The 25,262-nt window shown below is 72.4% G+C and carries 25 protein-coding genes and 1 pseudogene; 5 read left to right on the forward strand and 21 right to left on the reverse strand.

Annotated elements, in window-relative coordinates:
• Positions 1–5: 5 nt before the first annotated feature.
• From HDA41_RS02635 to HDA41_RS02645, 3 genes are read left to right on the forward strand one after another with little or no spacing between them, the layout of a single operon-like run.
• A complete protein-coding gene (locus tag HDA41_RS02635) occupies positions 6–926 on the forward strand; it encodes a metal ABC transporter solute-binding protein, Zn/Mn family (RefSeq protein ID WP_184980265.1) in 921 nt (306 codons plus the stop codon).
• Positions 923–1,771 carry a metal ABC transporter ATP-binding protein gene (locus HDA41_RS02640; RefSeq protein ID WP_184980267.1) on the forward strand — a complete coding sequence of 283 codons (849 nt, stop codon included), beginning with the start codon at positions 923–925 and terminating at the stop codon, positions 1,769–1,771. Before HDA41_RS02635 ends, HDA41_RS02640 begins: the two co-directional genes overlap by 4 nt.
• Positions 1,768–2,649 (forward strand): metal ABC transporter permease, encoded by an 882-nt coding sequence (locus HDA41_RS02645; RefSeq protein ID WP_184980268.1) that lies wholly within the window; start codon positions 1,768–1,770, stop codon positions 2,647–2,649. Before HDA41_RS02640 ends, HDA41_RS02645 begins: the two co-directional genes overlap by 4 nt.
• Positions 2,650–2,670: 21 nt before the next feature.
• Here HDA41_RS02645 and HDA41_RS02650 read toward each other — a convergent pair whose 3' ends face one another.
• From HDA41_RS02650 to HDA41_RS02700, 10 genes and pseudogenes are all read right to left on the reverse strand, one after another.
• Complete coding sequence (locus tag HDA41_RS02650) at positions 2,671–2,904, reverse strand: ferredoxin (RefSeq protein WP_184980270.1); 234 nt, start codon at positions 2,902–2,904, stop codon at positions 2,671–2,673.
• Positions 2,905–2,908: 4 nt separating this feature from the next.
• Positions 2,909–4,147 (reverse strand): cytochrome P450, encoded by a 1,239-nt coding sequence (locus HDA41_RS02655; RefSeq protein ID WP_184980272.1) that lies wholly within the window; start codon positions 4,145–4,147, stop codon positions 2,909–2,911.
• Between the two features lie 72 nt (positions 4,148–4,219).
• Entirely contained in the window at positions 4,220–4,558 is a 339-nt protein-coding gene (locus HDA41_RS02660) for an ABC transporter permease (protein WP_311772198.1), read from the reverse strand.
• 2 nt (positions 4,559–4,560) lie between these two features.
• Positions 4,561–4,686, reverse strand: a pseudogene (locus HDA41_RS02665) (ABC transporter); the annotation flags it as partial.
• Positions 4,687–4,729: 43 nt separating this feature from the next.
• Complete coding sequence (locus HDA41_RS02670) at positions 4,730–5,620, reverse strand: DUF4097 family beta strand repeat-containing protein (RefSeq protein ID WP_184980274.1); 891 nt, start codon at positions 5,618–5,620, stop codon at positions 4,730–4,732.
• A gap of 111 nt (positions 5,621–5,731) precedes the next feature.
• On the reverse strand, positions 5,732–6,247 hold the full coding sequence (locus HDA41_RS42205; protein WP_184980276.1) for a toxin-antitoxin system HicB family antitoxin: 516 nt from the start codon (positions 6,245–6,247) through the stop codon (positions 5,732–5,734).
• A 210-nt stretch (positions 6,248–6,457) separates the two neighbouring features.
• Positions 6,458–8,155, reverse strand: coding sequence for an amidohydrolase (locus tag HDA41_RS02680; protein ID WP_184993081.1), 1,698 nt, complete (start codon positions 8,153–8,155; stop codon positions 6,458–6,460).
• Between the two features lie 64 nt (positions 8,156–8,219).
• Positions 8,220–9,203: an ABC transporter permease gene (locus HDA41_RS02685; protein ID WP_184980278.1), complete on the reverse strand. Its 984-nt coding sequence runs from the start codon at positions 9,201–9,203 to the stop codon at positions 8,220–8,222.
• Positions 9,200–10,972: a sugar ABC transporter ATP-binding protein gene (locus HDA41_RS40925; protein ID WP_230299685.1), complete on the reverse strand. Its 1,773-nt coding sequence runs from the start codon at positions 10,970–10,972 to the stop codon at positions 9,200–9,202. Before HDA41_RS40925 ends, HDA41_RS02685 begins: the two co-directional genes overlap by 4 nt.
• 11 nt (positions 10,973–10,983) lie before the next feature.
• The gene (locus tag HDA41_RS02700) at positions 10,984–11,994 is read right to left on the reverse strand and encodes a sugar ABC transporter substrate-binding protein (RefSeq protein WP_184980281.1); all 1,011 of its coding nucleotides are present in this window, start codon (positions 11,992–11,994) and stop codon (positions 10,984–10,986) included.
• Positions 11,995–12,237: 243 nt separating this feature from the next.
• Here HDA41_RS02700 and HDA41_RS02705 point away from each other — a divergent pair, with 243 nt between their 5' ends.
• Positions 12,238–13,269, forward strand: coding sequence for a helix-turn-helix transcriptional regulator (locus tag HDA41_RS02705; protein ID WP_184980283.1), 1,032 nt, complete (start codon positions 12,238–12,240; stop codon positions 13,267–13,269).
• A 15-nt stretch (positions 13,270–13,284) separates the two neighbouring features.
• Here the strand turns inward: HDA41_RS02705 and HDA41_RS02710 are convergent, their stop codons facing one another.
• Positions 13,285–14,226, reverse strand: a complete 942-nt coding sequence (locus HDA41_RS02710; protein ID WP_184980285.1) for an LLM class flavin-dependent oxidoreductase — start codon at positions 14,224–14,226, stop codon at positions 13,285–13,287.
• A gap of 104 nt (positions 14,227–14,330) precedes the next feature.
• On the opposite strand from HDA41_RS02710, the gene HDA41_RS02715 reads away from it, so the two are divergent.
• Complete coding sequence (locus tag HDA41_RS02715) at positions 14,331–14,903, forward strand: MarR family winged helix-turn-helix transcriptional regulator (protein ID WP_184980287.1); 573 nt, start codon at positions 14,331–14,333, stop codon at positions 14,901–14,903.
• Positions 14,904–14,917: 14 nt separating this feature from the next.
• Here the strand turns inward: HDA41_RS02715 and HDA41_RS02720 are convergent, their stop codons facing one another.
• The 10 genes from HDA41_RS02720 to HDA41_RS02765 all read right to left on the reverse strand — a co-directional run bounded on the left by HDA41_RS02720 (position 14,918) and on the right by HDA41_RS02765 (position 25,003).
• A complete protein-coding gene (locus HDA41_RS02720) occupies positions 14,918–15,610 on the reverse strand; it encodes a gamma-glutamyl-gamma-aminobutyrate hydrolase family protein (protein ID WP_230299684.1) in 693 nt (230 codons plus the stop codon).
• Positions 15,607–17,097 (reverse strand): aldehyde dehydrogenase, encoded by a 1,491-nt coding sequence (locus HDA41_RS02725; protein WP_184980289.1) that lies wholly within the window; start codon positions 17,095–17,097, stop codon positions 15,607–15,609. Before HDA41_RS02725 ends, HDA41_RS02720 begins: the two co-directional genes overlap by 4 nt.
• 90 nt (positions 17,098–17,187) lie before the next feature.
• Positions 17,188–18,648: an APC family permease gene (locus HDA41_RS02730; protein ID WP_184980291.1), complete on the reverse strand. Its 1,461-nt coding sequence runs from the start codon at positions 18,646–18,648 to the stop codon at positions 17,188–17,190.
• Between the two features lie 175 nt (positions 18,649–18,823).
• A complete protein-coding gene (locus HDA41_RS02735; RefSeq protein ID WP_184980293.1) occupies positions 18,824–19,426 on the reverse strand; it encodes a TetR/AcrR family transcriptional regulator in 603 nt (200 codons plus the stop codon).
• Between the two features lie 28 nt (positions 19,427–19,454).
• Positions 19,455–20,300, reverse strand: a complete 846-nt coding sequence (locus HDA41_RS02740) for a fumarylacetoacetate hydrolase family protein (protein WP_184980295.1) — start codon at positions 20,298–20,300, stop codon at positions 19,455–19,457.
• On the reverse strand, positions 20,293–21,213 hold the full coding sequence (locus HDA41_RS02745) for a 3,4-dihydroxyphenylacetate 2,3-dioxygenase (RefSeq protein WP_184980297.1): 921 nt from the start codon (positions 21,211–21,213) through the stop codon (positions 20,293–20,295). Before HDA41_RS02745 ends, HDA41_RS02740 begins: the two co-directional genes overlap by 8 nt.
• Entirely contained in the window at positions 21,206–22,669 is a 1,464-nt protein-coding gene (locus tag HDA41_RS02750) for an aldehyde dehydrogenase (RefSeq protein ID WP_184980299.1), read from the reverse strand. The genes HDA41_RS02745 and HDA41_RS02750 overlap by 8 nt, the downstream gene beginning before the upstream one ends.
• A gap of 124 nt (positions 22,670–22,793) precedes the next feature.
• The gene (locus tag HDA41_RS02755; protein WP_184980301.1) at positions 22,794–23,606 is read right to left on the reverse strand and encodes an acetoacetate decarboxylase family protein; all 813 of its coding nucleotides are present in this window, start codon (positions 23,604–23,606) and stop codon (positions 22,794–22,796) included.
• Between the two features lie 10 nt (positions 23,607–23,616).
• Positions 23,617–24,813 carry an NAD(P)/FAD-dependent oxidoreductase gene (locus HDA41_RS02760; protein WP_184980303.1) on the reverse strand — a complete coding sequence of 399 codons (1,197 nt, stop codon included), beginning with the start codon at positions 24,811–24,813 and terminating at the stop codon, positions 23,617–23,619.
• A 1-nt stretch (position 24,814) separates the two neighbouring features.
• A complete protein-coding gene (locus tag HDA41_RS02765; protein ID WP_184980305.1) occupies positions 24,815–25,003 on the reverse strand; it encodes a ferredoxin in 189 nt (62 codons plus the stop codon).
• Between the last annotated feature and the right edge of the window lie 259 nt (positions 25,004–25,262).

Here is a 25,262-nt window from a genome sequence, read left to right on the forward strand (position 1 = left end):
GAGCCATGCCCCTGTCCACGTCCCGCCGCCTGACGCTGCTGACCAGCGCGTCACTGGCCCTGCTCACGGGCTGCGGCAGCTCCTCGGACTCCGCCGACGCCCAGAGCACCTCGGCCAAGGTGCCCGTGGTCGCCTCCACGAACGTCTACGGCGACATCGTGCGGAGCATCGGCGCCGACAAGGTCGACGTCACGTCGGTCATCAGCGACCCCGACCAGGACCCGCACTCCTACGAGGCCGACACCCAGAACCAGCTGGCCCTGTCCAAGGCCAAGGTCGTCGTCGAGAACGGCGGCGGCTACGACGACTTCGTCGACCGCATGCTGAAGAGCGGCCACAACGACTCCGCCCAGGTGATCAACGCGGTGCGGGTGTCCGGCAAGACCGCGCCGAAAGGCGGCGAGCTGAACGAGCACGTCTGGTACGACTTCCCCACCGTCGCCCGCGTCGCCGACCGCATATCCGCGGCCCTCGCCCAGGCCGACCCGGCCGACGCGGCCGCCTTCAAGAAGAACGCCACCGCCTTCAAGGCGAAACTCGCGCCGCTGGAGGCGAAGGAGGCTCAGATCAAGAAGGAGCACGACGGTGAGGCGGTGGCGATCACCGAGCCCGTGCCGCTGTACATGATCGACGCGAGCGGCCTGGTCAACAAGACGCCCGCGGCGTTCAGCGAGGCGATCGAGGAGGGCGACGACGTCTCGCCCCGGATCCTCCAGGAGAGCCTGGCCCTGTTCAGCGGCAAGAAGGTCAGGGTGCTCGTCTACAACGAGCAGACCTCCGGCCCGCAGACCGAGAAGTCCGAAGCGGCGGCCAAGGCGGCCGGCATCCCCGTCATCCCCGTCACCGAGACCCTGCCGAAGGGCAAGGACTACCTCGGCTGGATGACCGCCAACGTCGACGCGCTCGCGAGCGCGCTGGCCAAGTGATCCCGGAGTCCCGGCAGGACGGCACCCCTGTCGTCAGTCTGCGCGGCGCGGCCCTGTCCTACGGCGACCGCACGGTGTGGAACGGCCTCGACCTCGACGTACGGGCCGGGGAGTTCCTGGCCGTGCTGGGGCCGAACGGAGCGGGCAAGACCAGTTTCGTACGGGCGCTGCTGGGCCGCCGGCCGCTGTCCGCCGGGACGCTGACCGTCCTCGGCCTGCCCGCGCGCGAGGCCGCCCGGCACATCGGCTACATCCCGCAGCAGGCGGCGCTGTCCGCGCAGGCCATGCTGCGCGCCCGGGACCTCGTGCGGTTCGGCATCGACGGGCACCGCTTCGGGCCGCGCCTGCGCACCGGCGCGGTCCGCCGCCGGGTGGACGAGATCCTGGAGTCGGTCGGGGCCGCGGCCTACGCCGACGTCCCGCTCGGCATGCTGTCCGGCGGCGAACGGCAGCGCGTGCGCATCGGCCAGGCCCTGGCGACCGACCCGCGCATCCTGCTGTGCGACGAGCCACTGCTGTCACTCGACCTGAACCACCAGCGGGCCGTCACCGAGCTGATCGACGCCCGGCGCCGCTCCCACGGCACGGCGGTGGTCTTCGTGACGCACGAGATCAACCCGGTGCTGGGGATGGTCGACCGGGTGCTGTACCTGGCCCCCGGCGGCCACCGCGTCGGGCCCCCGGACGAGGTGCTGACCTCCGAGTCGCTGTCCCGGCTCTACGGCACGCAGGTCGACGTGGTGCGCGTGCGGGGCCGGGTCGTCGTCGCCGGGGCCCCCGACGAGCCGGCCGCGCCGCCGCACCATCCCGGGCAGGTCCACGAGACGGACGGAGTGCGCGCATGACGCTCGCCGACGGGGTCTGGCAGCAGATCTTCGACTTCACCGACTACGGCGAGCTGCTGGCCCTGGTCCGCAACTCCCTCATCGCCGGCGTGGCACTCGGCCTCGTGGGCGGGCTGGCCGGCGTCTTCGTCCTGATGCGGGACCTGCCGTTCGCGGTGCACGGCATCAGCGAGCTGTCCTTCGCGGGCGCGTCGGCCGCCCTGCTGCTGGGCGCGAACATCGTGGCGGGCTCCATCGTCGGTTCGCTCCTCGCGGCCGGCGCCATCGGGGTGCTGGGGACCCGCGCCCGGGACCGCAACTCGGTGATCGGCATCATCATGCCGTTCGGGCTGGGTCTCGGGGTGCTCTTCCTCGCCCTCTACAAGGGCCGCGCCGCCAACAAGTTCGGGCTGCTCACCGGTCAGATCGTCGCCGTGGACACCCCGCAGATGTCGTGGCTGCTCGGCACGTCCGTGCTGGTGCTGATCGCCCTTGCGGTCATGTGGCGTCCGCTCACCTTCGCCAGCACGGACCCGGACGTGGCTCAGGCACGCGGAGTGCCGGTGCGTGCGCTGTCCTTCGCGTTCATGCTGGTACTCGGGCTCGCGGTCGCCCTGTCGGTGCAGGTCGTCGGGGCGCTGCTGGTGCTCACACTGGTCGTCACCCCGGCCGCGGCCGCCGCCCGCGTCACCGCGTCGCCGGTGCTGCTGCCCGTGCTGAGCGTGCTGTTCGCCGTGGCCTCGATCGAGGGCGGCATCCTGCTCGCGCTGGGCGGCAGCATTCCCATCAGCCCCTACGTCACGACGATCTCGTTCGGCATCTACGCGGTGTGCCGGGTGGCCGGGAGGTACCGGACCCGGCAGTGGGGAACGCGGAGGACGGCGGTGGGGGCGGCCTGACTCGGTGGTCGGCCACGGCCGCTACGGGGCCGGGGAATCCGGGGAGTGGACGGCGATGGCCCCGGCGGGGCAGAGGCCGACGGCCATCCGGGCGACGGCCCGGTGCTCGGGGGCCGGCGCGGGACGCACGAGCACCACCAGGCCTTCCTCGTCGTCCTGGTCGAAGACCTCGGGAGCGGTCAGGGCGCACATGCCGGCGCCGGCGCAGCGGTCACGGTCGACGCTGAGACGCAGCGGTTCTCGTGGGTCGCTCATGCGGCTACTCCTCGTCCCAGGTGACGGGCAGGCTGATCACGCCGTAGATGTTGGAGCGGACGCGCAGCGGCACCTCCTGGGGCGGCACCGCGAGGCGCAGGGTGGGGAATCGGGCGAAGAGCGCCGGGAACGCGACGGTCAGCTCGACGCGGGCGAGCTGCTGGCCCAGGCACTGGTGGGCGCCGTGGCCGAAGGCCAGGTGGCCGGTGGCCCTGCGGTGGATGTCGAGCCGGTCCGGCTCGGGGAATCTGCGTGGGTCGCGGTTGGCGGCCTGCACGGAAACGGTCACCGTCTCGCCCGCCCTGACGAGTTGGCCCTCCACCTCGACGTCTTCCAGCGCCGCCCGCGGAATCGGGTCGGCCACGCTGAGGTAGCGCAGCAGCTCCTCCACGGTCTGCTCGGCGAGGCCCGGGGCGGCGCGCAGGGCCTGAAGCTGGTCGGGGTTGCTCAGCAGGGCGAAGGTGCCGAGGCCCAGCATGTTCGCGGTGGTGTCGAGCCCGGCGGCGAGCAGCAGCCCGCCGATTCCGGCCAGTTCCTCGTCGGTGAGGTCGGAGGTGGTCAGGTCGCTGAGCAGGTCGTCGGTGGGCTCGGCGCGCTTGGCGAGGACCAGTTCGTCGAAGTACTGGAGCAGCGCCGTGTGGGCCTCGCCCTTGGCCTGCGCGTCCGCCGTCTGGTCGAAGAGGGTGGCCACTTCGCTCTGGAAGCGCTCGCGGTCGGCGTACGGCACGCCGAGCAGCTCGCAGATCATGAGCGCGGGCACGGGCTGCGCGAACGCCTGCACCAGGTCGGCCGTGGGCCCGGCCTGTTCCATGGCGTCCAGGCACTCGGTGGTCAACCGCTCGACCCGCTCGGTGAGCTGACGCATGCGCCGGACGGTGAACTTGCCGGTGAGCAGGCGCCGGTAGCGGGTGTGCTCGGGGGCGTCGAGGCCGATGATGTCGCCGACCATCGCCGGCGGCAGTTCCTGTGGCATCCCCGGCATCGGTAACGGCAGGTGCATGAGTTCGTAGCGTGAGCTGAAGCGCGGGTCGGCCAGGATCGCGCGGGCCGCGGCGTGTCCGGTGGCCAGCCAGCCGAGGTGTCCGTCGGCGTAGCGCAGGCGGCGCAGCGGCCTGTCGCTCAGCGCGGAGAGTTCGGCGGGTGGGTCGAAGGGGCAGCCGGTGTGCCGGTCGGCGGGCAGGGTGGGCGGCTCTTCGGCGGTGGTGGTGGCGACGGGGTCGGTGGCCGTCGGGTCGTGCGGCATGGGGGCCTCCTGTGATCGTTGGGGCGGTGTCGAGGGTGCGCATTCGTTGAAGTGGCCTGCGGGGAAGGGGGGTTACCGCTTGGCGCCGGTGGTGAAGGTGCGGTGTACCCACAGGTAGCCGACCACGGTGAGCGCCACGCACCAGGCGAGTCCGATGGCCGCGCTGGAGCCGGTCCCGGTACCGAGCCACAGGCCGCGCAGGGTCTCGATGATCGGGGTGAACGGCTGGTACTCGGCGAACCAGCGCAGGCCGGCGGGCATCGACTCGGGCCGCACGATGGCGCTGCCGATGAACGGCAGGAACGTCAGCGGCATGGGGATGTTGCTGGCGGTCTCCACGTTCTTGGCGACCAGGCCGATACCGGCGGAGAGCGAGGTCAGTGCCAGGGTGAGCAGGGTGAGCAGGCCGATCGCGGCGAGCTCAGGTCGATGCCGTCCAGCACGAGCTTGTCGCCGTAGGACTTGCGCAGTCCGGTGGCGGTGATCGCCGGTGCCGTCGTGTGGGCGGCGATCGGCGCGGAGGTCCGGGTTGCAGTCATGCCGCTTTTTCCTTTCCGGGATGAGGAGTCGGGGCCCGCCCGGTCAGGCGCGGCGGATGATGATGTCGCCGGTCGAGGTGCGGCCGTACACCTCGACGGTCTCGTCGGAGTCCGCGGGGCCGGCGGCGGAGCCGAGCGCGTTGCGTACCGCGCCGTACTTGGAGTTCAGGTCGAGCCAGGCCGCGGTGCCCTCGTGGATGCCCACCTCCAGGTCGCCGACGCCAGTGCGCAGGTCGATCCGGCCGCGGGTGACGTCGCCGACGCGGATGCGGCCGTTGGAGCACATCGCCGCGACTCCGGCGCGGGCGACGCCGATCTCGATCCGGCCGTTGGCGGACTTGGCCTCGACGCTGCCGTGCGCGATGCCGACGGAGATCTCGCCGTTGGCCGCGTTGGTCTTCAGGCCTCCGGTCACCTCGCCGATCTCGGTCGCGCCGTTGGCGTTCTTGACGGTCGCCGAGCCGGCGACGGTGCCGATCTCGATCCGGCCCGAGCCGATGACCTCCACGTCTCCGGTCGAGCGGGCCAGACGGATGTCGCCGAGGTCGGTCCTGAGGTCCGCGCCGGCCACCTCGTCGGCGTGGAGGTCGCCGAGCGAGGTCCTGAGCGTGAGGTCCCCGAGGCGGCCCTCGCAGAAGAAGCAGCCCAGGGCCGCCGTTCCCCGGACATCGGACCCCGCGGGCAGTTCGACGCTCACCTCGACGGCGCCCGGCTTGCCGAACAGGGACCGCTTCCTGGGTGTCCTGACCGTCAGGCGGCCGCCCGAGAAGGTGACCTGGGTCTGCTGCACGGCGCGTACGTCGTTGTCGTCGGAGCCGTTGCGCGGCAGCACTTCCACGACCGTGTCGGTGCGCTTGCCCGCCGTGATGCGGGCGGTGCCGGCGTCCAGTTCGAGGGTGGCGGAGATCGGTTCGGGGGTGTCGAAAGCAGGCATGACTGTCCCGTCCTCTTGGCGTGGGTGCGTGATCCCGCTGGTGAGGCGGGTGATGAGTCACGTGGGCGGGATCGGCGATCCCACCGGTGAAAGGGGGGTGGGTCGGCGTCCCTAGCGGACCCAGCCGGTGAAGCCCCGGCCGCCCGAGTCCTTGCCGCGGCCCTGCGGGGTCGTGCGCGCCCCGCCGTCGAGGGCGGTGGACACGGCTCGCACCAGCCAGGCGTTGACCGACAGGCCCTCCGCCGCCGCGGCGTCCTCGGCGCGGGCCTTGAGGTGGGCGGGGAGGCGGAAGTTGATCCGTGCCATGGCGCCGTCGTCGGTGTCCGCGGGCGGCGGCGCGGGGGCCGCGCCCGGCTCCCGCGTCTCCCGGAACGGCTCGGGCGCGGGCGGCGGCGTCACCACGAACTCGGGATCGAGCCCGCGCAGCCGCACGTCGACCGAGCCGGGCGCCAGCTCCCGCGTGACCTCGCCCATGGCGGCGGACAGGGCGTTGAGGAGGGTCAGGCGGGCGGCGGACTCCAGGGGTGCGGTGAGCCGCTCGGCGAGAGCACGAGCGTCGTCGCCGCCGGCGTCCGCGGCGACGGCGAGCTCTTGCCGGAGGTTGTCGACGTAGGGCGTGAGGTCCATGGCGTCATGATGGCACATACATGGCACCATAGCGAGCCAGATTGGCGCTCTCGCGGCGAAGAGAGCCGCGACCTGGCGTTTCCGGCCTTGATGCCGTGCACCTGGGTAGCGCACTGGCGACGAGGTGGCGCCATGGCGACGCCATGATGGCGCCATGATGGCGCCAAGCACAGCGGGCCACCGGTCGGTGGCCCGCTGTGAGGTACAGGCTCAGCGCTCGAAGACCACCCGCCCGTCGAACACCGTCAGATCCACCTGAAGCTCGGTGATGTCGTGCGGGTCGAGGCCCAGCAGCGGTCGGTCCAGGACGCACAGGTCGGCGGCCCTGCCCGGCTCGACGGTGCCCTTCCAGTCGTCGGCGAAGTCCTGCCAGGCCGGGGTGGCGGTGTAGGCGCGCAGGGCGTCGGCGAGCGGCACGCACTGTTCGGGGCCGCTGGGGCGTCCGCTGGCCTTGGACTCGCGGAGCATCATCGCGGCCACGCCCTGTCGCCAGTCGGGCTCGGTGATCGGCGCGTCGGAGCTGGCGCAGACCCGTACGCCGGCGTCGAGCGCGGAGCGCACCGGCCACTGGTAGGCGGAGCGTTCGGGGCCCACGACCTCGTCCATGAGGTCGGAGATGGTCCACTTGATGGCGGGGTTCATGTTGACGCCGTATCCGTGTGCGGCGAGTTCGGCCATGCTGCCGGGGCTGATGAAGTCGCCGTGGATGACGTAGTGGCGGGCGTCGGGGCGGGGCGCGGCCCTGTCGGCGGCGACGAAGGCGTCCACCACGGTGTCGATGGCGCGGTCGCCGGTGACGTGCACGCCGAGCTGGAAACCGGCCTCGTGGGCGATCCGGATCATCTCGCGCAGTTCGTCGGCCTGGAGTGCGGGGGTGTCGCCGTGGACGCACAGGGCGCCGTGACCGCCCTCCGGGTAGGGCTCGTTCATCCAGGCCGTGCGGTTGGGCGGTACGCCGTCGCCGAAGATCTTGACGCCGATGGCCCGCAGCAGCCGGGGGTCGGCGGACTCGGGGCGGCGCAGTTCGGCCAGGCCCTTGCGGACGTCGGCGGCGGAGCCGCCCATGGGGGCGGGCAGCAGCAGCACGCTGACGCGGGCAAGGAGTTCACCGCTCGCCGCGAGGTCTGCGTACGCGGTCCAGTTGTCGGTGCTCAGGCCGCCGAAGAGGGTGCCGGCGCCGCCGGGGCCGAGGCCGGGCTCGGTGTAGCTGGTGATGCCGCGGGAGTGCAGCTCGCGGATCACGTTCTGGATGGCCTGGCGTCGCTGGGCGAGGGTGGGGGCGGGCAGGGCGGCCTGGACGAGCCGCCCGGCGGCCTCGCGCAGGATGCCGGTCGGTCGGCCGTCGGGGTCGTGGTCGATGACGCCGCCGGGCGGGGGCGCGGTGTCCGCGTCGATGCCACAGCGGCGCAGCGCCTCGGAGTTGGCCCACACCATGTGCGAGGAGAAGTCGGTGAGGCAGACCGGGTGACCCGGCGCCACCGCGTCCAGGTCCCGACGGTGCGGAAAGCGGCCCGGGTCGGCCAGGCACTCGGCGAGGTAACCGGGGTCCCAGCCCAGGCCGACGATCCACTCCCCGTCCGGGACGTCCCGTGCCGCCCGGGCCACGGCCCCGGCGACGTCGGCGAGGGACCCCACCGCCGGATGGCTGACGTCGATGGCGAACGGCGGTTTCGTCATCCCGTAGGCGGCTCCGTGCAGGTGCGAGTCGTTGATGCCGGGCAGCACGGTCCGGCCGCCCAGTTCGACGATACGGGTGCCGGGCCCGGCCAGGGCGCGCATCTCCGCGTCGCTGCCGACGGCCAGGATGTCCCGGCCGCGCACGGCCACTCCTTCGGCGACGGTGAAGCCGGCGTCGACGGTGAGGACCTGGCCGCCGGTCAGGACGAGGGTGGGTGCGGTGTCGCTCATGGATGCGGTGTCGCTCTCGGATCCGGTGTCGCTCAAGGGTGACCCCTTTCAGGGGGAGGGTGGGTCAGCGCCCCGTGCGGGGTGCGAAGTAGGCCAAGGCCGCGCCGGCCACCAGCGCGATGCCCTGGGCCATCTGCTGCCAGAACGTCGGCACGTTCAGGAGGGTCAGGCCGTTCTGAAGTCCGCCGAGGAAGAGCACGCCGAGCAGGACGCCGAGGATCGAGCCGGAGCCGCCGGTGAGGGCGACTCCGCCGACCAGCACGGCGGTGAGCACGGCCAGCTCAAAACCGGATCCTGAGGTTCCGGCCACCACGCTGTCCAGTACCGACGCCTTGACGGCACCGGCCAGGGCCGCGGCCACGCCGGTCACGACGAAGAGCGCGAACGGGGTGCGGCGGATCTGGATGCCGGAGAGGTGGGCGGCTTCCCGGTTGACGCCGATGGCGAAGACGTGCCGCCCGGCCGGGGTGGACGCGAGGAACAGCGCGCCCGCCGCCAGTACCAGCGCCGCGATGACGACGGGCGCCGCGATCCCGGCGATCCGCGCCCCGCCGATCCAGGCGAACCCGGAGCCGAAGCCGCTCAGCGGCAACGGGAACAGCTGCTGTGCCAGACCTCGTACGGCGGTCAGCATGCCGAGGGTGACGATGAACGCGGACAGGCCGAAGTAGCAGCACAGGACGCCGTTCACCACGCCGACCACCGCCCCGGCGGCGAGCGCCCCGAGCAGGGCCACGGCGGGCGACTGGTGGTGCTGCCCGGCCAGCCAGCCCGCGACCAGCCCGCCGAGGGCGAGCGTGGAGCCGACCGACAGGTCGAGGTATCCGCTGATGACGAGCAGGGCCAGCGGGACGGCGACGATGGCGAGTGTGGCGGCGTCGGTGGCGATGCCGCCGAGGTTGGCCGGGGCGAGGAAGCTGCCCGTGGTCAGCTGGAAGACCAGCACCATCGCGACGAGCACGACGAGCAGGGGGTTGCGGCGTACGGTGGCTAGCCCGCCCGTGGCGATCAGACGCGGGCGCGTGAGGACAGGGTCGGCGGTGGTCATGCTGCTCCTTCGGCGGGCAGGGGGTCGGAGTCGGCGTCGTGGACCGCCGACAGCAGCGCCTGTTCGGTGAGTCCGGTGCCGGAGAGTTCGCCGATGATCCGGCCCCCGGCGACGATCAGGCAGCGGTCGGCGAGCGCCACGATCTCCTCGGGGTCGCCGGAGGCGAACAGCACGGCGGTGCCACGCTCGGCGGCGAGTCGGGACACCACCTGGTAGATCTCCTGGCGGGCGCCCACGTCGACGCCCTGGGTCGGCTCGTCCAGCAGCAGCACGTCCACCTGCCTGGCCTCGTTGATCCACCGGCCCAGCACGAGTTTCTGCTGGTTGCCCCCGGAGAACGCGCCCGCCGGCAGCCCGGGCCGGGCCGGGCGCAACCCGACCGCCGTGGCCAGCGCGTCGAACACCCGCCGTTCGGTGCGCAACGCCCGTACGTGGTACCGGGCCAGGGTCCGCACGGCCGGCAGCAGCACGTTGTCCTGCGCGGACAGTGACGGGAACAGGCCCTGTGCGCGCCGGTCCGCCGGCACCAGCGCGATTCCGGCGCCGAGCGCGTCGGCCGGCCGGGCGGGGCAGACGGTGCGTGCGCCGACCCGGATGGTTCCGGCGGTGGCTCGGCGCCTGCCGTAGAGCGTCTCCAGGATGCGGGTGCGGCCGGAGCCGATGAGCCCGAACAGGCCGACGCGTTCACCGCCGGCGACGGTGAGACCGACGGGCCCGAAGCCGGGGCCGCGCAGGGCTTCGACGGCCAGCCGGGGCGGGGTCGGCGCGCTCTGCGGCGCGGGCGCGTCAGGGCCTGGCGTGTACTCGTCCCGGTCGGTAGTGCGCCTGGGCTCCTGGGCGTCCGGGCTCGGCGTGCGACGGGCGTCGTGCCCTGCCGGGCCGGACGCGCACGGCGCCCTTTGGGCGTCCGGGCTCGGCTTGCCACGCGCCTCGTCCCCGCCCGAGCCGGACGCGTACCGCGACATCCGGGCGTGAGGGCTGGTCCGGCGTGGCGGCTCCGGCGCGTCCGTGCCGGGGACGCGTCGAGGCCCGTGCGCGGCCTCCGTCGGCCTGCCCGCGATCGCCTCGACCAGGTCACGCCGCGTCTGTCCCGCCACCGTGGCCTGGTGGGTCACCCGCCCGTCGCGCAGTACGGTCACCGCGTCCGCGAGCCGTTCCACCTCCGACAGCAGGTGGGTGACGTAGACGATGGCGAGGCCCTGCGTGCGGAGATCCTCGACGCGTTGGGCCAGGGCGTCGGTCTCGGCGCCGGAAAGGGCCGCGGTCGGCTCGTCCAGGACCAGGACGGAGGCGCTGCGGCTGAGGGCCTTGGCGATCTCGACCAACTGCCGCTGGGCCATGGGCAGATCGCCCACCCGGTCGCGCGGGGAACACCGGGCCGCGACCCGCTGAAGCAGCCCGGCGGCGACCTCCTCCTGGGCGCGCCGGTCGATGCGGCCGTGCCGGGTCCACTCCTGGCCGAGGAAGATGTTCTCCGCCACGGTCAGAGCGTCGACGACGCTCAGCGTCTGGAAGATGATCGCCACGCCGGCCGCGATCGACTCGCGCGGCGTGAGGCGGGTGTACGACGTGCCGCCCACTTCGATCGTGCCCGCGTCGGGCGGGTAGGCGCCGCCCAGGCACTTGATGAGGGTGGATTTGCCGGCGCCGTTGTGGCCGAGCAGGGCGTGCACCTGCCCGGCGGGCACGGTGAGGTCCACACCGTCGAGGGCCCTGACGCCGCCGAAGGACTTGGTCAGCCCCCGGATGCGGAGGTTCGTGGTCGTCATGGCGGCGGGCCTCAAGCGTTCTGCGCGAGCAGGGCGTCGATCTCGGCGGTGTCGGCGTGCTGGACGAGCGCGACCGGCACCTGGGCGCTGGGGTTCGCCTTGCCCGCGGCGACGGCGCGCGGCACGTCGACGATGGCGGCGGCGATGTCCTTGGGCGCGAGCGCGGCGGAGGCCCGGTAGAAGGTGCCCTGCTTGACAGCGAGGAGGGAGGGCGCGGAGCCGTCCTGGCCGCCGACGAAGGTCTTGGCGTCGTCGGCGGCGCGGCCCGCCTGCTGGAGGGCCTTGAATCCGCCGTACGCGGCGGCGTCCGTGACGCCGAGGACGAGGTTGAGGTCGGGGTGCTTGGCGAGGATCGCCTTCGTCTTCGACAGGCCCGTGTCGGGGTCGATGGCCTGTTCCCGCGCGACCACGTCGACGCCGGGTGCCAGCCTGGTGAAGGCGTCGATCATGCCCTTGGTGCGCTCGCGGCCCAGCTCGATGGCGCTGTCGGTGAGGAAGGCGATCTTGCCCTTGCCGCCGAGGTGCTCCTCGGCCCACTTCGCCGCCGCCTCGCCGAGCAGGGTGCCGCCCTCGCGGAAGCTGAACCGGATGTCGGCGCTCTGGTGTTGCAGGGAGCCGCCGTAGGTGACCCAGATCAGTCCCGCGTCCAGTGCCGCCTTGGCGATGGGCTCGGCGGCCTCGAAGATCATCGGGAAGGACACGATCGCCGGGACCTTGCGGGCGACCCAGGTGTTGAGGTTGCTCGCCTGTGTGTCGGCGCTGGCGTTGTCGCTGGTCGTGAGCAGCGACATGCCGTGCTTCTTCGCCTGGGCGGCGGAGAGCTTCACGAGGGTGGAGTAGAGCGGCAGTTGGGTGAAGGGGTAGTCGAGGCCGACCTTCGTCAGGCGGGTGCCGCCGGAGGACGACGGTCCGGCCGAGGCCGCCGTGTTCTGCGGTGCCGAGCATCCGGCGGCCGCCAGGGCGGTGGCGGCGGAGAGGGTGAGGAAGTGTCTGCGCGAGGCTGTGGACGGGGGTGGGGTCATGGCGGGGACTCTCCGAGGGGCGGGCCCGACTGGAGCGGGCGTCCGGGTGTGCCGAACAGGAAAGTCCCGCCGGGCCCGCCGCACCATCCGTACAAATACCGACCGCGAACGGCAGCCGGCGGATCATGGGCCCCTCCCACGGCACGTCCGCGACAAGTGGGTGAACACCTTGTCGGGCCGGGACCGGCCCTTTATCGTTAGACCCCAAACGACATCACAGTCGTAGCCGCCCGGAGGCTCGCCATGCCCAGCCACCACCAGATCGCGGCAGCAGCACGCATCGGCATGCTCACCCGCGAGCGCGACACCACGTCGGCCTCCGCGCAGGCCCTGCGCGAACTGGCCCGCGCCCTGCCGCTGGACGCGGCGACCCTGCTCACGATCGACCCGCTGACCGGCTCCCACGTCCAGGTCGCGAGCATCGGCTACACCGCCGCGGCCTCGCAGGCCCTGGCCGGGGAGTTCGTCGCGACGCCGTGGTACCGCAACGTCGTACGGCTGGAGCTGCCGCCGTCCATCTCGGAGGACGCGGAGGACGCCGACGACGCCGGGCCGCGCTTCCGGCACGGCTGGTTCTACGCCGAGCGGGTCCGCCCGGCCGGCTTCCGGGACGGCGTCACGGGAGCGCTGCGGCACCGGGGCCGGCTGGTCGGCCTGGTCCACCTCTCCACCGAGCGCGCGGACGCCTACGACACCGACGCCCGCCGGCTCCTCGCCTCCGTGATGCCCGCCCTCGCCGCGCTCGCCGACCCGCTGGCCCACGCCGGTGATCTGCACGGTCTGACGACGGAGGACGCGGCGAGCCTGGTCACCGGCGACGGCGGGGTGATCGACCTGCCGGGCCGGGACCGGCCGCGGGTGCTGCGGGAGGAAGGCGGGTTCCAGGCGCTGCTCGACGCCTTCGCCGGCACGAGCGGCCGGCGGCTGCGCCTGCTGTGGCCGGCCGGCGGCGGCTGGCAGCGGGTCGTACTCCACCGGCACCCGGCGGGGCCCGGCCTGGCGGCCGACGCGGTGCTGGTGCACGAGACGCCCACGGAGCTGCCGTACGGGCTGAGCCCCCGGGAGCTGGAGGTGCTCACCCGGGCGGCCACGGGGCAGACCAACCAGGCCATCGCGCAGGCGCTGTTCCTGTCCCCGCGGACCGTGCACAGCCATGTCGAGCATCTGCTGCGCAAGACCGGCTGTGCCTCCCGTGCGCAGGCCACGGCGCTCGCGGTCCGGGACGGGCTGCTGCGGCCGGACCCGGATCACCTGACGCGGTTCGTCGAGCGGTGATCCGGGCCATGACGGTCAGGACGTCAGGCCCTCGACGCGCCGCATGACGTCCCGGCAGAACTTCCCCATCCCGTCGGGGTCGTCGATGAACTGGTTCGGCTTGACGCAGAAGGTGGTGAAGCCCTGCTCCAGCTGCTCGGGGATGACGGCGAGCGCCGCGCCGAGGTCGGCCGGCGAGCGGTCGTCGGGGAAGACGGCCTGGGTGCCGCCGATCATCTCCAGTTCCGCGCTGTCCCGCCCTGCCTCAGCCATCGCCTCCTTGAGCGTCTGGAGGTCCTCCGGTGTGGGCCGGCCGAGCGGGTGGAAGCCGTGGCCGTACCGCACGAGGCGGCGCAGGACGGGGCCGTGCAGCCGCTGTCCGCCGAACCAGAGCCGGGGGCCGTCCGGGCGGTGCGCCTTGGGTTCGAAGTAGACGTCCTGGAAGGGGTAGTCCGGCCCGTCGTGGGACAGCGGCGACGGGCCCCAGGCCTTCGCCCAGATCTCCAGGTGCTCGTCGAGGAGCCGCCCGCGCCGGGCGAACGGCACGCCGAGGGCGTCGTACTCGTCCTTGCTCCAGCTGACCGTGGGCTGCACGACGAGGCGTCCCTCGCTGAGGAGGTCCAGGGTGCCGAGCTCGCGGGCGAGCAGCAGGGGGTGGCGCAGCGGGGCGAGGACGGCCGCGGCGGCCAGGCGCAGCCGGGACGTGACCGGGGCGATGGCGGCGAGCAGCAGCAGGGAGTTGGGCCAGGGAGTGTACGGGTCCTGGTTGCCCGGGAGGGCGTAGTCGCGGGGGTTGCCCATGATGCCGGCGGCCGCCGCGTCGGGGCCGAGGACGATGTGCTCGCTGACCATGACCGCGTCGAAGCCGGCGTCCTCGGCCTCGCGGGCCCAGCGGACGGCGGCGGGCAGGTCGGCCCGGCCGCCGGTCAGCGTCCAGTTCTCACTGAGGACGAGGAGCATGCGGGGAGGGGTGGGCATGTCGGGTTTCCCTTTCGTCTCCGTACAATTTGAGTCCGAACGACCGGACGGTGAGGATGCGCCGCCCGGGCGTGACGCGTCGCGACCAGACGAAGGAGCCGCCCGTGCCGGGCCACCGATCCATCACCGAAGCCGAGAAGCTCGCAGCGGCGAAGCTCGGCGGTGTTCCGATCCGCCGGGAGCAGATGGCGGCGGTGGCGAACATCTACCGGGCGGCGTCCGCCGTGCGCCAGCATCTGGAGAACTCGGTGTTGCGCGGTTCGGACCTGACCTGGACGGCCTTCGTGGTGCTGTGGGTGGTCTGGGTGTGGGGCGAGTCCGAGACCCGGCACGTGGCGGAGGAGGCGGGGATCTCCAAGGGCACGCTGACGGGTGTGGCGCGCACGCTGGAGTCGCGGGGGCTGTTGCGGCGGGCCGATCATCCGAGCGACGGGCGGCTGGTGCTGCTGAGCCTCACCGAGGAGGGAGACGCGTTCATGCAGCGGGTCTTCCCGGCGTTCAACGAGGAGGAGGCGTTCGTGACGGCCCGGCTCAGCGACGCGGAGTGCCGCAGCCTCGCCGAAGGACTGCGCAGTGTGGTGCTCCAGGTCGAGGAGCACGGCGAGGAGCGGCGGCAGTCCCTGCTCGGCGGTGCCGAGCCCGCGCCGCGGCGCAGTGGACGGCGCCCCCGGGCCTGACTCCCGCCGCGGCCTCACCGGGCCGCGGCCCGGACGAGTGCGTCGAACAGGCCCTGCTGGGCGGGGTCCTCGTGGGCGGTGTCCTCCGGGTGCCACTGGACGGCGGTGAACCAGCCCCTGGCGTCCTGGAGTTCGAGGGCCTCGACGGTGCCGTCCGCCGCCCGGGCCGTGACACGCAGGCCCGTGCCCAGGCGGTCGACGCGCTGGTGGTGATAGCAGGACGCGTCGGTCTTCTCGACGCCGGCGGCCCGGGCGACGACCGAGCCGGGTTCCAGGGTGAGGGGGTGCACGAGGTGCCGGTGCTCGCGCTGCGGGCCGCCCATGTCCTGCTCCAGGGTGCCGCCGAGGGCTACGTTGACGGCCTGGAGTCCGCGGCAGACCGCGAGCAGGGGCAGGCCGGACTCCAGGGCGTGGCGGGCGACGTCGAGGTCGAAGGTGTCCTGGAGGGCGTCGACGTCGTAGACGGTGTCGTGGGTGTCGGTGGCGCCGTATCGGGAGGGGGCGAGGTCGCCGCCGCCGGGGAGCAGGACGCCGTCGAAGCGGGCGAGCCGGGCGGCGGTGCCGGTGTCCGCCGGGTGGAGGCTCACCGGTTCGCCGCCGGCCCGCCAGACCGCCTCGATCAGGGCGCGGGCGTTGACCTCGGCGGCGTACCGGAGTGCGGAGGTGCGCGCCGAGAACCGGGCGGGAACGGCGATCAGCGGCCTCACAGCTGGATCCAGGTGGTCTTGAGCTCGGTGTACTTCTCCAGCGCGTGGGCGGACTTGTCACGCCCGTTGCCCGACTGCTTCATCCCGCCGAAGGGCACGGTCAGGTCGCCCTCCTCGTAGCAGTTGACCCAGACGGTCCCTGCCTTGAGCGCGCGGGAGACCCGGTGCGCGGTGGACAGATCGGAGGTCCACAGGCCGGCGGCGAGGCCGTACTCGGTGGCGTTGGCGAGGCGGACCGCCTCGTCGAGGTCGTCGAAGGCGAGCACGGACAGGACCGGCCCGAAGATCTCCTCCCGGGCCAGTCGCGAGCCGGGGTCCACGCGGTCGAAGACGGTCGGCTCCAGATACGTCCCGCCGGTCTCGGCGAGCAGGCGCTCGCCCCCGGTGCGCAGCCGGGCACCCTCGTCGACGCCATGACGGACGTGGTCGCGTACGCGGTCCAGGTGTGCCCGGCCGGCCAGCGCGCCCATCTCCGTCTCCGGGTCGAGAGGGTCGCCCACCCTCAGCTCGCGGGCCCGCCGGACCACGGCCTCGGTGACCCGCTCGGCGATCGAGGAGTGCACGAGCAGCCGCGAAGGCGCCGTGCACATCTCGCCCTGGTTGAAGAAGATGCCCCAGGCGGCCGTGGCGGCGGCCTGGTCGAGGTCGGGGGCGTCGGGCAGGACGATGTTGGGCGACTTGCCGCCGAGTTCCAGCCAGACGCGCTTGAGGTTGGAGTCGGCGGCGTAGCGCAGGAAGTGGCGGCCGACCGCGGTGGAGCCGGTGAACGCCAGGACGTCGACGTCCGGATGGAGGCCGAGGGCCCGGCCCGCGGTGGGGCCGTCGCCGGTGACGACGTTGAGCACGCCGGGCGGGATTCCGGCCTCGGTGGCGAGGCGTCCCAGGAGCAGGGCGGACAGCGGGGAGTTCTCCGAGGGCTTCAGGACGACCGTGCAGCCCGCGGCCAGTGCCGGGGCGATCTTCCAGCCGGCCAGGGTCAGCGGGAAGTTCCACGGGACGACCGCCCCGACCACTCCGGCGGGTTCCCGGGTGACCAGGGCGAGCGCGTCCGGGGCGGTGTGCGGGGCGGAGTCGGTGAGCTTGTCCGCGAGCTGCCCGTACCAGCGGAAGGTGCTGATGACGGCGCGCAGTTCGATGCCGTAGGCGTCCGTGATCGGTTTGCCCATCTCCAGGCTCACGGCCAACGCCGCTTCCTCGCGCCGCTCTTCGAGCAGGTCGGCGAGGCGGAGCAGGGCCCGACCGCGCTCGGCCGGTGCCAGGCGCGGCCACGGGCCGGTGTCGAAGGCCCGCCGGGCGGCGGCGACGGCCGCGTCCACCTCGGCGATGCCCGCGTCCGGGGCCTCGGCGAGGACCCGGCCGTCACGCGGCGACACGACCGGGAACGTCGCCCCGCTCCCGGCCTCGTCGGCGCCGGCGATGTGGTGGGCACCGGAGAGCTGGAACGCCTTGGCGCGGCGCAGCCACTCGTCGTGGGTGACGGCCGGCATGGAGGACCTCCTTCGGTCTCAACTTTCGATCTCGATTTTTTGGCCTCAAACGATATGGATACAACTGTCCGCGGACGGCGGCACGCGCGGTCACCCGTCGGCGGCTGCGACGGCCCTCCCTCGCACCCGTGCGGCGACGATGCCCAGCGCCATGACCACCGGTACCGACAGCGTGAGCCACACGGCGGTGCCACGCTCGCCGCCGATGAGCGTGGTGAAGTTGGCCAGGATGAGCCAGATCGCCCCCGCGATGCCGAGCGCGCCCAGGCCGGGAGCGATCAGCGTGTTCCAGGGGCGGGCGTCGAGGCGCTCACAGCGGAAGAAGACGACGACGGACACCGAGGTCAGCAGGTACAGCAGCATCATCGCCAGGACGGCGACCCCGCTGAACCAGGAGAACAGGGTCAACACCGGATCCTTGCCCGCCAGCGCGAAGGGCATCACCAGCAGCACGGCCAGGACCGTCTGGACGCATCCGGCCGCCCAGGGCGCGTGCCGGCGGTTGAGCCCGCACAAACGGTACGGCAGCAGCCGGTCGCGGCCGAGGGAGAACAGGTAGCGGTTGGCCGAGTTGTGGAAGGTGAGGATGCCGGCGAAGAGGGAGGTGGCGAGCAGGACCGGCAGCACATCGCCGGCCCAGCCGCCGAACTGCGCCGCGATGGGCGCGAAGACGAACCCGGCCCCGTCACCGCCCTCCAGTGCCTTGCCCGCGGCCGCGGTGGCCTCGGAGGCGCCGTAGGAGGAGATGAGCATCCAGGACGTCAGGGCGAAGAAGCCGGTGACCACGACGACCGCGAGATACGTGGCCCTGGGCACGGTCTTCCTCGGCTCGCGGGCCTCCTCGCCGTAGATGGCGGTGGCCTCGAAGCCGAACATGGACGCCACGGCGAACATCACGGCCACGCCCGGTGCGCCCTCCAGGGCGGCGGCCGGGGAGAAGCTGTCGGCGAGGCCGAGCCCCTCCGGTCCGCCGCCCTTGACGAGCGTGACCAGGGCGAAGACCGACAGGATGCTGAACTCCGCCAGGACCAGCACGGCCAGCACCTTGGCGCCCATCTCGACGCCGGCGGCCCCGAGCGCCTGCACGACGGCCATGGTGGCCAGCGTCCAGACCCACCACGGCAGGTCGAGGCCCGTGTGGCTCGCGACCAGTCCGCCGACGATGGATCCGTAGAGCCCGTACATGGCGGCCTGAATGGTGCAGTACGCGAAGAGCGCGAGGCCCGCGCTGCCGGTGCCGGTGGTCCGGCCCAGGCCCTTGCCGATGTAGGTGTAGAAGGCGCCCGCGTCCACGACGTGGCGGCCCATGGCGACGAAACCCACCGAGAACAGAAGGATCACCAGGCCCGCCACCAGATAGGCGGCGGGCACGCCGGGACCGTTGCCGAGCGCCACGGCGATGGGGGCCGCGCCGGCGATGCCGGTCAGCGGGGCCTGGGCGGACAGGACGAAGAAGAGGATGCCCAGCACCCCGAGGGCGTTGGGCTTGAGCGTGCCTGCGGTGGGCGCGTCCGGTGTCACCGTGTGCCGGGAGACCGTCTGACTGTCCACTCGGATCACCTGCCAGAGGGAGGAAGGGTCGTTTCAGGCCAAACGAGTTGCCTCATCGTGGGGCGGAACTATCCGTTTGGCAAGGGGTGAGGGACTGTGAATTGCGGGGCTGGGTGGCCGGAATGTCACGGGGCCGCCTGGCCGGAGCATTACGGAGCCGCGTGGCCCGACGGAGTCAGGCCTCGCCGTCCCGCTTCTCGGCCAGCAGCCGCAGCACCGAGCGCAGTTCGTCGAGGGCGTCCTCGATGACCTCGCGCTCGCCGAAGACCAGCTGGTGCAGGACGAGTCCCTCCAGCGTGGCGAAGACCATCCGGGACAGGCCCTCGTCGACCGGACCGGGCAGCATCTGGGTGAGCTCGCGCCGCGTCGCGTCGAAGTACTCGTCGTACAGCGACCGCAGGTGGGCCAGGAGCTCGGGGCGGCGCCGGGACTCCAGCAGCAGTTCGTACTGGAACGCCTGCAGGTCGGGACCGGACTCCACCATGTCCGTCAGGCCCACCGAGAAGTCGGCGGCCCTGCCCGTGCCCGGTTCGAGGGCGCTGCTGCTCAGGGAGGCCCGGATGGCGTGGGTGAGGGCCTCTTCGATCAGGGCGTCACGCGTGCCGAAGTGGTGCACGACCAGGCCGTGGGTGACGCCGGCCTCCTCCGCGACCGCCCGGTAGGTGAGCCTGCGCAGCCCGCCCCGGGCCACGACACGCACGGCGGCCTCCAGCAGGGCCTCGCGGCCCGTGCCGTAGTTCACGCGCTTGCGGGGTCGGCGGCCGGCGGGCTCGGTCATGCCCGTGACCCTACCCGGGCCGTCCCGCTCAGCGACGCGGCGGCCGGATGCCACGGAACTCCCAGTCGCCGCCGAGCGCGGTCGACAGCACCTCCTCCGACTCGGTGGGCTGTGCGCCCACGTCCGTACGGATGGCGGTCGGCCCGGTCACGATGTGGTTGGTGAGCCGCCCGAGCCCCTCGACCTCCACCTCCACGACGTCCCCGGGCTGGACGGGACGCGAGTTGGCGGGTGTGCCGGACAGCAGTACGTCTCCCGGGTACAGCGTGATGGTGCGGGCGATGTCGGCGACGAGGTAGTGCATGTCCCACGTCATCTCGTCGGTCGAACCGTCCTGCACCACCTGTCCGTTGACGTAGGTCCGCAGCCGCTTGCCGTGGAAGTCCCAGTCGGTGACCAGCCCGGGGCCGAGCGGGCAGAGGGTGTCGGAGCCCTTGACGCGGAGCATGGAGCCGGCGTCGGTGTCGCGGAAGTCGTGCAGCCCGTAGTCGTTGGCGACGGTGTAGCCGGCGATGTACTCCCCCGCCTCGGCCGGCGAGATGTTCCGGGCGGTCCTCCCGATGACGATGGCGACCTCGCCCTCGTAGTTGAGCCACGTGCAGCCCTCGGGCCGGACGATCGCGCCCCGGTGGGCGTTGAGGGCGGAGACCGGCTTGTGGAAGTAGGTCGGCGTGTCAGGAAGCCCGATCCGGAACTCGCCCACCCGGCTGCGGTGGTTGAGGTGCACGGCGATGACCTTGGACGGCACGACCGGCGGCAGATGCAGCGCGTCCTCGGTCCTGACGCGGCGGCCGTCCCCGGCGACGAGTTCGTCACCGTCGACGGTGACCTGGACGGCGGCGCCGTCGAGGAGGATACGGCGGTACTCAGGCATGGGCGGACTCCTGCGCGGGGGTGTGGTCTGCGGTCCAGCCGTCGGCCGGGCGGTCGAACCAGAGGTGGGCCTGGCCGGTGCCGACGGAGTTCTCGTACTCGCCGTACTGCCGGGCCCGGGCGACGCAGCCCTGCTCACCGAGGGCACCGGCCATCATCAGGTAGTGGAAGAACTTCGCCTCGGGCTTGACCTTCCAGAACTCGTCCATGGTGTCGAGGACCTTGTCGTGACGGCCCTCCTTGAACCAGGCGATGCGTTCCAGGTCGGCCTCGCGGGCCTCGGGCGTACGGATGTGAACGGGGTCGCTGGCCTCGTGGTCGCGCAGTTCGCGCAGCGGCCAGAAGGTGTGCGAGAGGGCGCCGGAGGCGATGAGCAGGACCCGGCGTCCGGGGGTCGCGGCGATGCCGTCGGCGAGCGCCCGTCCGAGCCTGAGATGGTCCTCCATGTCACCGGTCTGGCAGACCCCGATGGTGACCCACCGCTTGTCGGGCAGGCCCTCGCCCAGGTACTTCCAGAGGTTGATGGTGGCGTAGTAGACCGGCAGGTACGCGTCGTCGATCGGGGTGATCCAGGTGCCGTGCTTGTCCGCGAACTTCGCCATGTTGTGGGCGAGTTCGGGGTCGCCCGGGAAGTCGTACGGCAGCCGGCACATGCCGCGTGGCAGCTCCTCGGAGGTGAACAGCCCCGCGCGCCGCTCCTGCGCGGTCACGACGAACTCGACGGTGGTCGCCCAGTGGGAGTCGAGCACGACCACGGTGTCGTAGTCGTCACGCTCGAAGACGTCCCTGCGAAGCTCCCGGAGCCCGGTGACGAGGGTGATCTCCTTGCCCTCGTTCAGCTCCAGCCGCTCCTCCTCGGGCAACACGATGGTGGGCACGTGGGCGAGCAGCCCGGCCCCGACGATCTCACCCATGGTTCTGGTCCCATCCCTTCGGGGCCGTGACGGTGTTCTTCAGGTCGCAGTAGAAGTCGAAGCTCCAGGTGCCGCCCTCGCGGCCGACTCCGGACTGCCGGGAACCGCCGAACGGGGCCTGGAGGTCGCGGACGAAGAAGCAGTTGACCCAGACGGTCCCCGCGACCAGCTGCCCGCCGACCCGCTCGGCGCGCTCCCGGTCGCCGGTGACGACGGTGGCGGCCAGCCCGAAGCGGGTGTCGTTGGCGAGCCGGACGGCCTCGTCCTCGCCGGCGAAGGTCTGGAGGGTCAGAACCGGCCCGAAGACCTCCTCCTGCACGATCTCGGAGTCCTGGGCGACATCGGTGAGCAGGGTCGGCGCGTAGTACTGCCCGCCCTTGCGGTGCCCCCCGATGACCGCCCGCGCCCCGGCCGCGACGGCCCGCTGCACGAAACCGTCGATCTTCTCCAGCTGGCGGGAATGGATGGTGGGCCCGATGTCGGTGGCCTCGTCGCGGGGGTCGCCTTGGGTGAGGGCGGACGCCTTCGCCACGAACCGGCGGGTGAACTCCTCGGCGACCGGCTCCTCGACGAGCAGCCGGGTGCCCGCGAGGCACACCTGCCCGGCGTTGTCGTACTGCTCCACGGCGAGGTCGACGGCCAGGTCGAGATCGGCGTCGGCGAAGACCAGCAGGGGGGACTTGCCGCCGAGTTCGAGACTGAGAGGAGTGAGGTTGGCCGCGGCCGACTGGGCGATCCGCCGGGCGGTCGGCACCGAGCCGGTGAAGCTGATGCGTCGCACGTCGGGGTGGGAGGTGAGGGCGTCACCGATCTCAAAGCCGTATCCCTGGACGACGTTGAGGACACCGGCCGGCAGCCCGGCCTCGGCCGCGATGTCGGCCAGCAGCGAGGCGGTCAGCGGGGACCACTCGGCGGGCTTGAGGACGACGGTGTCACCGGCGGCGAGGGCGGGGGCGACCTTCCAGGTGGCCAGCATCAGGGGCGCGTTCCACGGCGTGATCAGCACGCAGGGCCCGGCCGGGTCCCAGCTGACGTGGTTGGTGTGCCCCCGCGTCTCGAAGTCCTCGTGATCGAGCTTGAGCAACCAGTCCGCGAAGAACCGGAAGTTGTGGGCGACGCGGGGCATCACGCCCCGCCGATGCGACCGCAGCAGCGCACCGTTGTCGGTGGTCTCGACGATCGCCAGCTCCTCGATCCGCTTCTCGACGCCGTCGGCGATGGCGTGCAGGATGCGGGCGCGCTCGGTGCGCGAGGTGGCGGCCCAGGCGGGGAACGCGTCCCGGGCGGCGGCGACGGCGGCCTCGGCCTCAGTGGGACCGCCCCGGGCGATCTCGCCCAGCACGCTGCCGTCGATCGGAGAGTGGTCGGTGAAGGTATCGGCGGAGGCGACGCGCAAGCCGCCGATCCAGTGCCGGGTGTCGACGGCGACGCCGGCGACGGTGATGTTGTCAGGCATATAGACAGCTCCTTGTGTATCAGGGGGCAGGGATTCGCCCCGAGGGGCGCGGGGCTGGGTCGATGTGCGGCTCCGCCGCGTGGGCGCGACCCGTCACGACGAGCCCGCAGCCGCCCACGAACCCTCACTCGGCAGACGCTCCGGACGTACCGGCCTCCAGCAACTGCCCGCCATCCCACACAACGCCGACCTGGCGGTAATACGCGGCGATCGGCTCCCTGATCTCCAGCCGGGCCAGCTCCTCGGTCGGCGCCTCGAAAAGCTCCAACTCCGTCTCACCGACCCACGGTTGACCGCCTTCGAAGGACGCCGCCCCGGATGCGACCAGCTCATCGAGAGCCAGCCCCTTGCCCTTCTCGATCGACGGCAGCCAGCGATGGTGGGCCATGGGATGCGCATTGACGAAGCCACCGCTCTCGGACGGCTCCCGCAGCGTCACCACGACCTGCGCGATACGCCGATCCGCAGCCGCCAGCGTCGCCCCGAACCGCGCCCCCGCCTCGATCCGCGGAGCGGGCCCGTACGGATGCGGTCGCGTCTGATGGATGGAGCCCAGCTTCTTCGGATACCCCTGGTGCAGTCCCCGCGCGATCGCGAAGTCCTTGTCCACCCAGATGTAGACGCAACGCGAGTACGTCTGGCCCCGGTACCGGCACCGGACGACCGCGAACGCCTCCTTGTACTGCGCCCGCACCGGATCCAGCAGCTCCTCCCCCGACGCCGAGCACGACTGCCAGTCGGCCCATATCAGAGCAACAGCCCCGGGATCCTCTTCGGCCAACTCCAGCGGCTCGGGCAGCAGTTCACGCACCCGCGCGGGATCCGTCCGGTACTCGACGGTGAGCAGGTCACCGGAGTACCGCCAGGGCGGAGAGGGAATCAGCGACGACGCACCCGTCGCCGTCTTGGGATGGAAGTAACCACGAAGACCGGTCACAGGAGGCTCCTTACGAGGTGAGTGCGGGCTGCTTCAGCAGGTCGGCGCGGTACCGGGCCGCGGCACGGGCAGCGGAAGGCCCGCCGAGCGCCACGACACCGACCAGCCGTCCGTCGCGGTGGTAACCGACCAGCACGTCCCCCGAGGGGTCACCGTCGAGGACCCGGACGTCACCGAGCCCCAGGACAGGCGCACCGAAGGACTGCAACCGGAAGTCGTGCTGGTCGCTCCAGAAGGTCGGCAGCGGCGCGAAGGGCGCCACGCCGGCGTCACCGCCGACCAGCACCTTCGCGGCGTGCTTGGCCGAGTCGGCGGGCATGGACCAGTGCTCGACCCGCCGCGGCACACCGTCGTAGCGGGGGTTCGGGAAGCGTGCGACATCGCCGACCGCGACGACCTCCGGGCGGCCTCCGACCCGCAGGTGCTGATCGGTGAGGACCCCGTCGCTCAGATCCAGCCCGTTGCCGTCCAGCCACTCGGTATTGGCGAGGGAGCCCACGGACTCCACCACCACATCAGCGGGGAGCACGGACCCGTCGCTCAGCACGACGCCGGTGACACGGTCATCCCCTTCGAACCCGGTCACACCCGAACCCAGCACGAAGGAAACCCCGCGCTCCTCGTGCCGCGCGAGCAGCACACGCGCGAGCATCTCTCCGAGCGGCCCGACCATGGGCAACGGCAGCGGATCGACGACGGTCACCTCGGCCGCACCGAGCCCGACCGCCGTCGCGGCGACCTCGCAGCCGATGAACCCGGCGCCGACCACGACGACCCGTACCCCGGGCCGGGTCAGCTCGTCCCGCAGGACCTGGGCGTCGTCGATCATCCGGACCGTGTGGCGACCGGCGAGCGGCCCGGGGCAGCGCAGGCGCCGGGGCCGCATGCCGGTGGCGACGACCAGCCCGTCGTAGGAGAGCACCGAGCCGTCGTGCAGCTCGACGGCCCGCTCGGCGAGCCGGGCCGCGGTGACCCTCGTGCCCAGCCGCCACTCCACGTCGGCCGCTGACGCCTTCGGCGTGAAGGCGAGCGACGCGAAGGACGCCTTGCCCGCGAGGACCTCCTTGGACAGCGGGGGCCGGTTGTACGGCCGGTGCGGCTCGTCGCCGATCACCGTGATGCCGCCGGTCCAGCCCGCGGCGCGAAGCTGCTCGGCCGCCCGCAGGCCGCCCAGCGATGCGCCGGCCACGACGATGTGCCCGCCCATGTCAGTCCTCGATCCGGATGGCCTGGAGCGGGCAGACGTCCGCGGCCTCCTCGACCTCGTCGCGCAGGGCGCCGTCGGGGTCGGGGACGTAGGCCAGGCGGCCGTCGTCGTCCATCCGGAAGACGTCGGGGGCCGCGAAGACGCACTGGCCGTGGTCCTGGCACTTGTTCATGTCGACGACGACCTTCATGGCCGGTCCTCCTGAATGTGAGGGCGTCGAAACGGGGTGAAAGGGGCCCGGCCGGAAGGGCCGGGCCCCGGCCAACGGGGTGCGGTGGACCGCACCCCGAACTCGTTTGGCTTCAAACAAGGTAGGCAGGGGCGGGGGCCTGGTCAATAGCTATCCGAATGGATAAATTCTTGCCCCCGCCCTCTTGCGGCAACTCTCGCCCACTCATACCGTTTGGCATCAAACAAAGCGCCGGGCGGTCCTGGCTCCGCCGCGCCCG

It is taken from the genome of Streptomyces caelestis (genome assembly GCF_014205255.1).
Lineage (GTDB): Bacteria > Actinomycetota > Actinomycetes > Streptomycetales > Streptomycetaceae > Streptomyces > Streptomyces caelestis.

Excerpts from the sequence above, each read along its gene's own strand:
- HDA41_RS02635 (WP_184980265.1), top strand. The coding sequence starts at position 6 with ATGCCCCTGTCCACGTCCCGCCGCCTGACGCTGCTGACCAGCGCGTCA.
- HDA41_RS02645 (WP_184980268.1), top strand. The coding sequence starts at position 1,768 with ATGACGCTCGCCGACGGGGTCTGGCAGCAGATCTTCGACTTCACCGAC.
- HDA41_RS02650 (WP_184980270.1), bottom strand. The coding sequence starts at position 2,904 with ATGAGCGACCCACGAGAACCGCTGCGTCTCAGCGTCGACCGTGACCGC.
- HDA41_RS02655 (WP_184980272.1), bottom strand. The coding sequence starts at position 4,147 with ATGCCGCACGACCCGACGGCCACCGACCCCGTCGCCACCACCACCGCC.
- HDA41_RS02670 (WP_184980274.1), bottom strand. The coding sequence starts at position 5,620 with ATGCCTGCTTTCGACACCCCCGAACCGATCTCCGCCACCCTCGAACTG.
- HDA41_RS42205 (WP_184980276.1), bottom strand. The coding sequence starts at position 6,247 with ATGGACCTCACGCCCTACGTCGACAACCTCCGGCAAGAGCTCGCCGTC.
- HDA41_RS02680 (WP_184993081.1), bottom strand. The coding sequence starts at position 8,155 with ATGAGCGACACCGCACCCACCCTCGTCCTGACCGGCGGCCAGGTCCTC.
- HDA41_RS02685 (WP_184980278.1), bottom strand. The coding sequence starts at position 9,203 with ATGACCACCGCCGACCCTGTCCTCACGCGCCCGCGTCTGATCGCCACG.
- HDA41_RS40925 (WP_230299685.1), bottom strand. The coding sequence starts at position 10,972 with ATGACGACCACGAACCTCCGCATCCGGGGGCTGACCAAGTCCTTCGGC.
- HDA41_RS02700 (WP_184980281.1), bottom strand. The coding sequence starts at position 11,994 with ATGACCCCACCCCCGTCCACAGCCTCGCGCAGACACTTCCTCACCCTC.
- HDA41_RS02705 (WP_184980283.1), top strand. The coding sequence starts at position 12,238 with ATGCCCAGCCACCACCAGATCGCGGCAGCAGCACGCATCGGCATGCTC.
- HDA41_RS02710 (WP_184980285.1), bottom strand. The coding sequence starts at position 14,226 with ATGCCCACCCCTCCCCGCATGCTCCTCGTCCTCAGTGAGAACTGGACG.
- HDA41_RS02725 (WP_184980289.1), bottom strand. The coding sequence starts at position 17,097 with ATGCCGGCCGTCACCCACGACGAGTGGCTGCGCCGCGCCAAGGCGTTC.
- HDA41_RS02735 (WP_184980293.1), bottom strand. The coding sequence starts at position 19,426 with ATGACCGAGCCCGCCGGCCGCCGACCCCGCAAGCGCGTGAACTACGGC.
- HDA41_RS02740 (WP_184980295.1), bottom strand. The coding sequence starts at position 20,300 with ATGCCTGAGTACCGCCGTATCCTCCTCGACGGCGCCGCCGTCCAGGTC.
- HDA41_RS02745 (WP_184980297.1), bottom strand. The coding sequence starts at position 21,213 with ATGGGTGAGATCGTCGGGGCCGGGCTGCTCGCCCACGTGCCCACCATC.
- HDA41_RS02750 (WP_184980299.1), bottom strand. The coding sequence starts at position 22,669 with ATGCCTGACAACATCACCGTCGCCGGCGTCGCCGTCGACACCCGGCAC.
- HDA41_RS02760 (WP_184980303.1), bottom strand. The coding sequence starts at position 24,813 with ATGGGCGGGCACATCGTCGTGGCCGGCGCATCGCTGGGCGGCCTGCGG.
- HDA41_RS02765 (WP_184980305.1), bottom strand. The coding sequence starts at position 25,003 with ATGAAGGTCGTCGTCGACATGAACAAGTGCCAGGACCACGGCCAGTGC.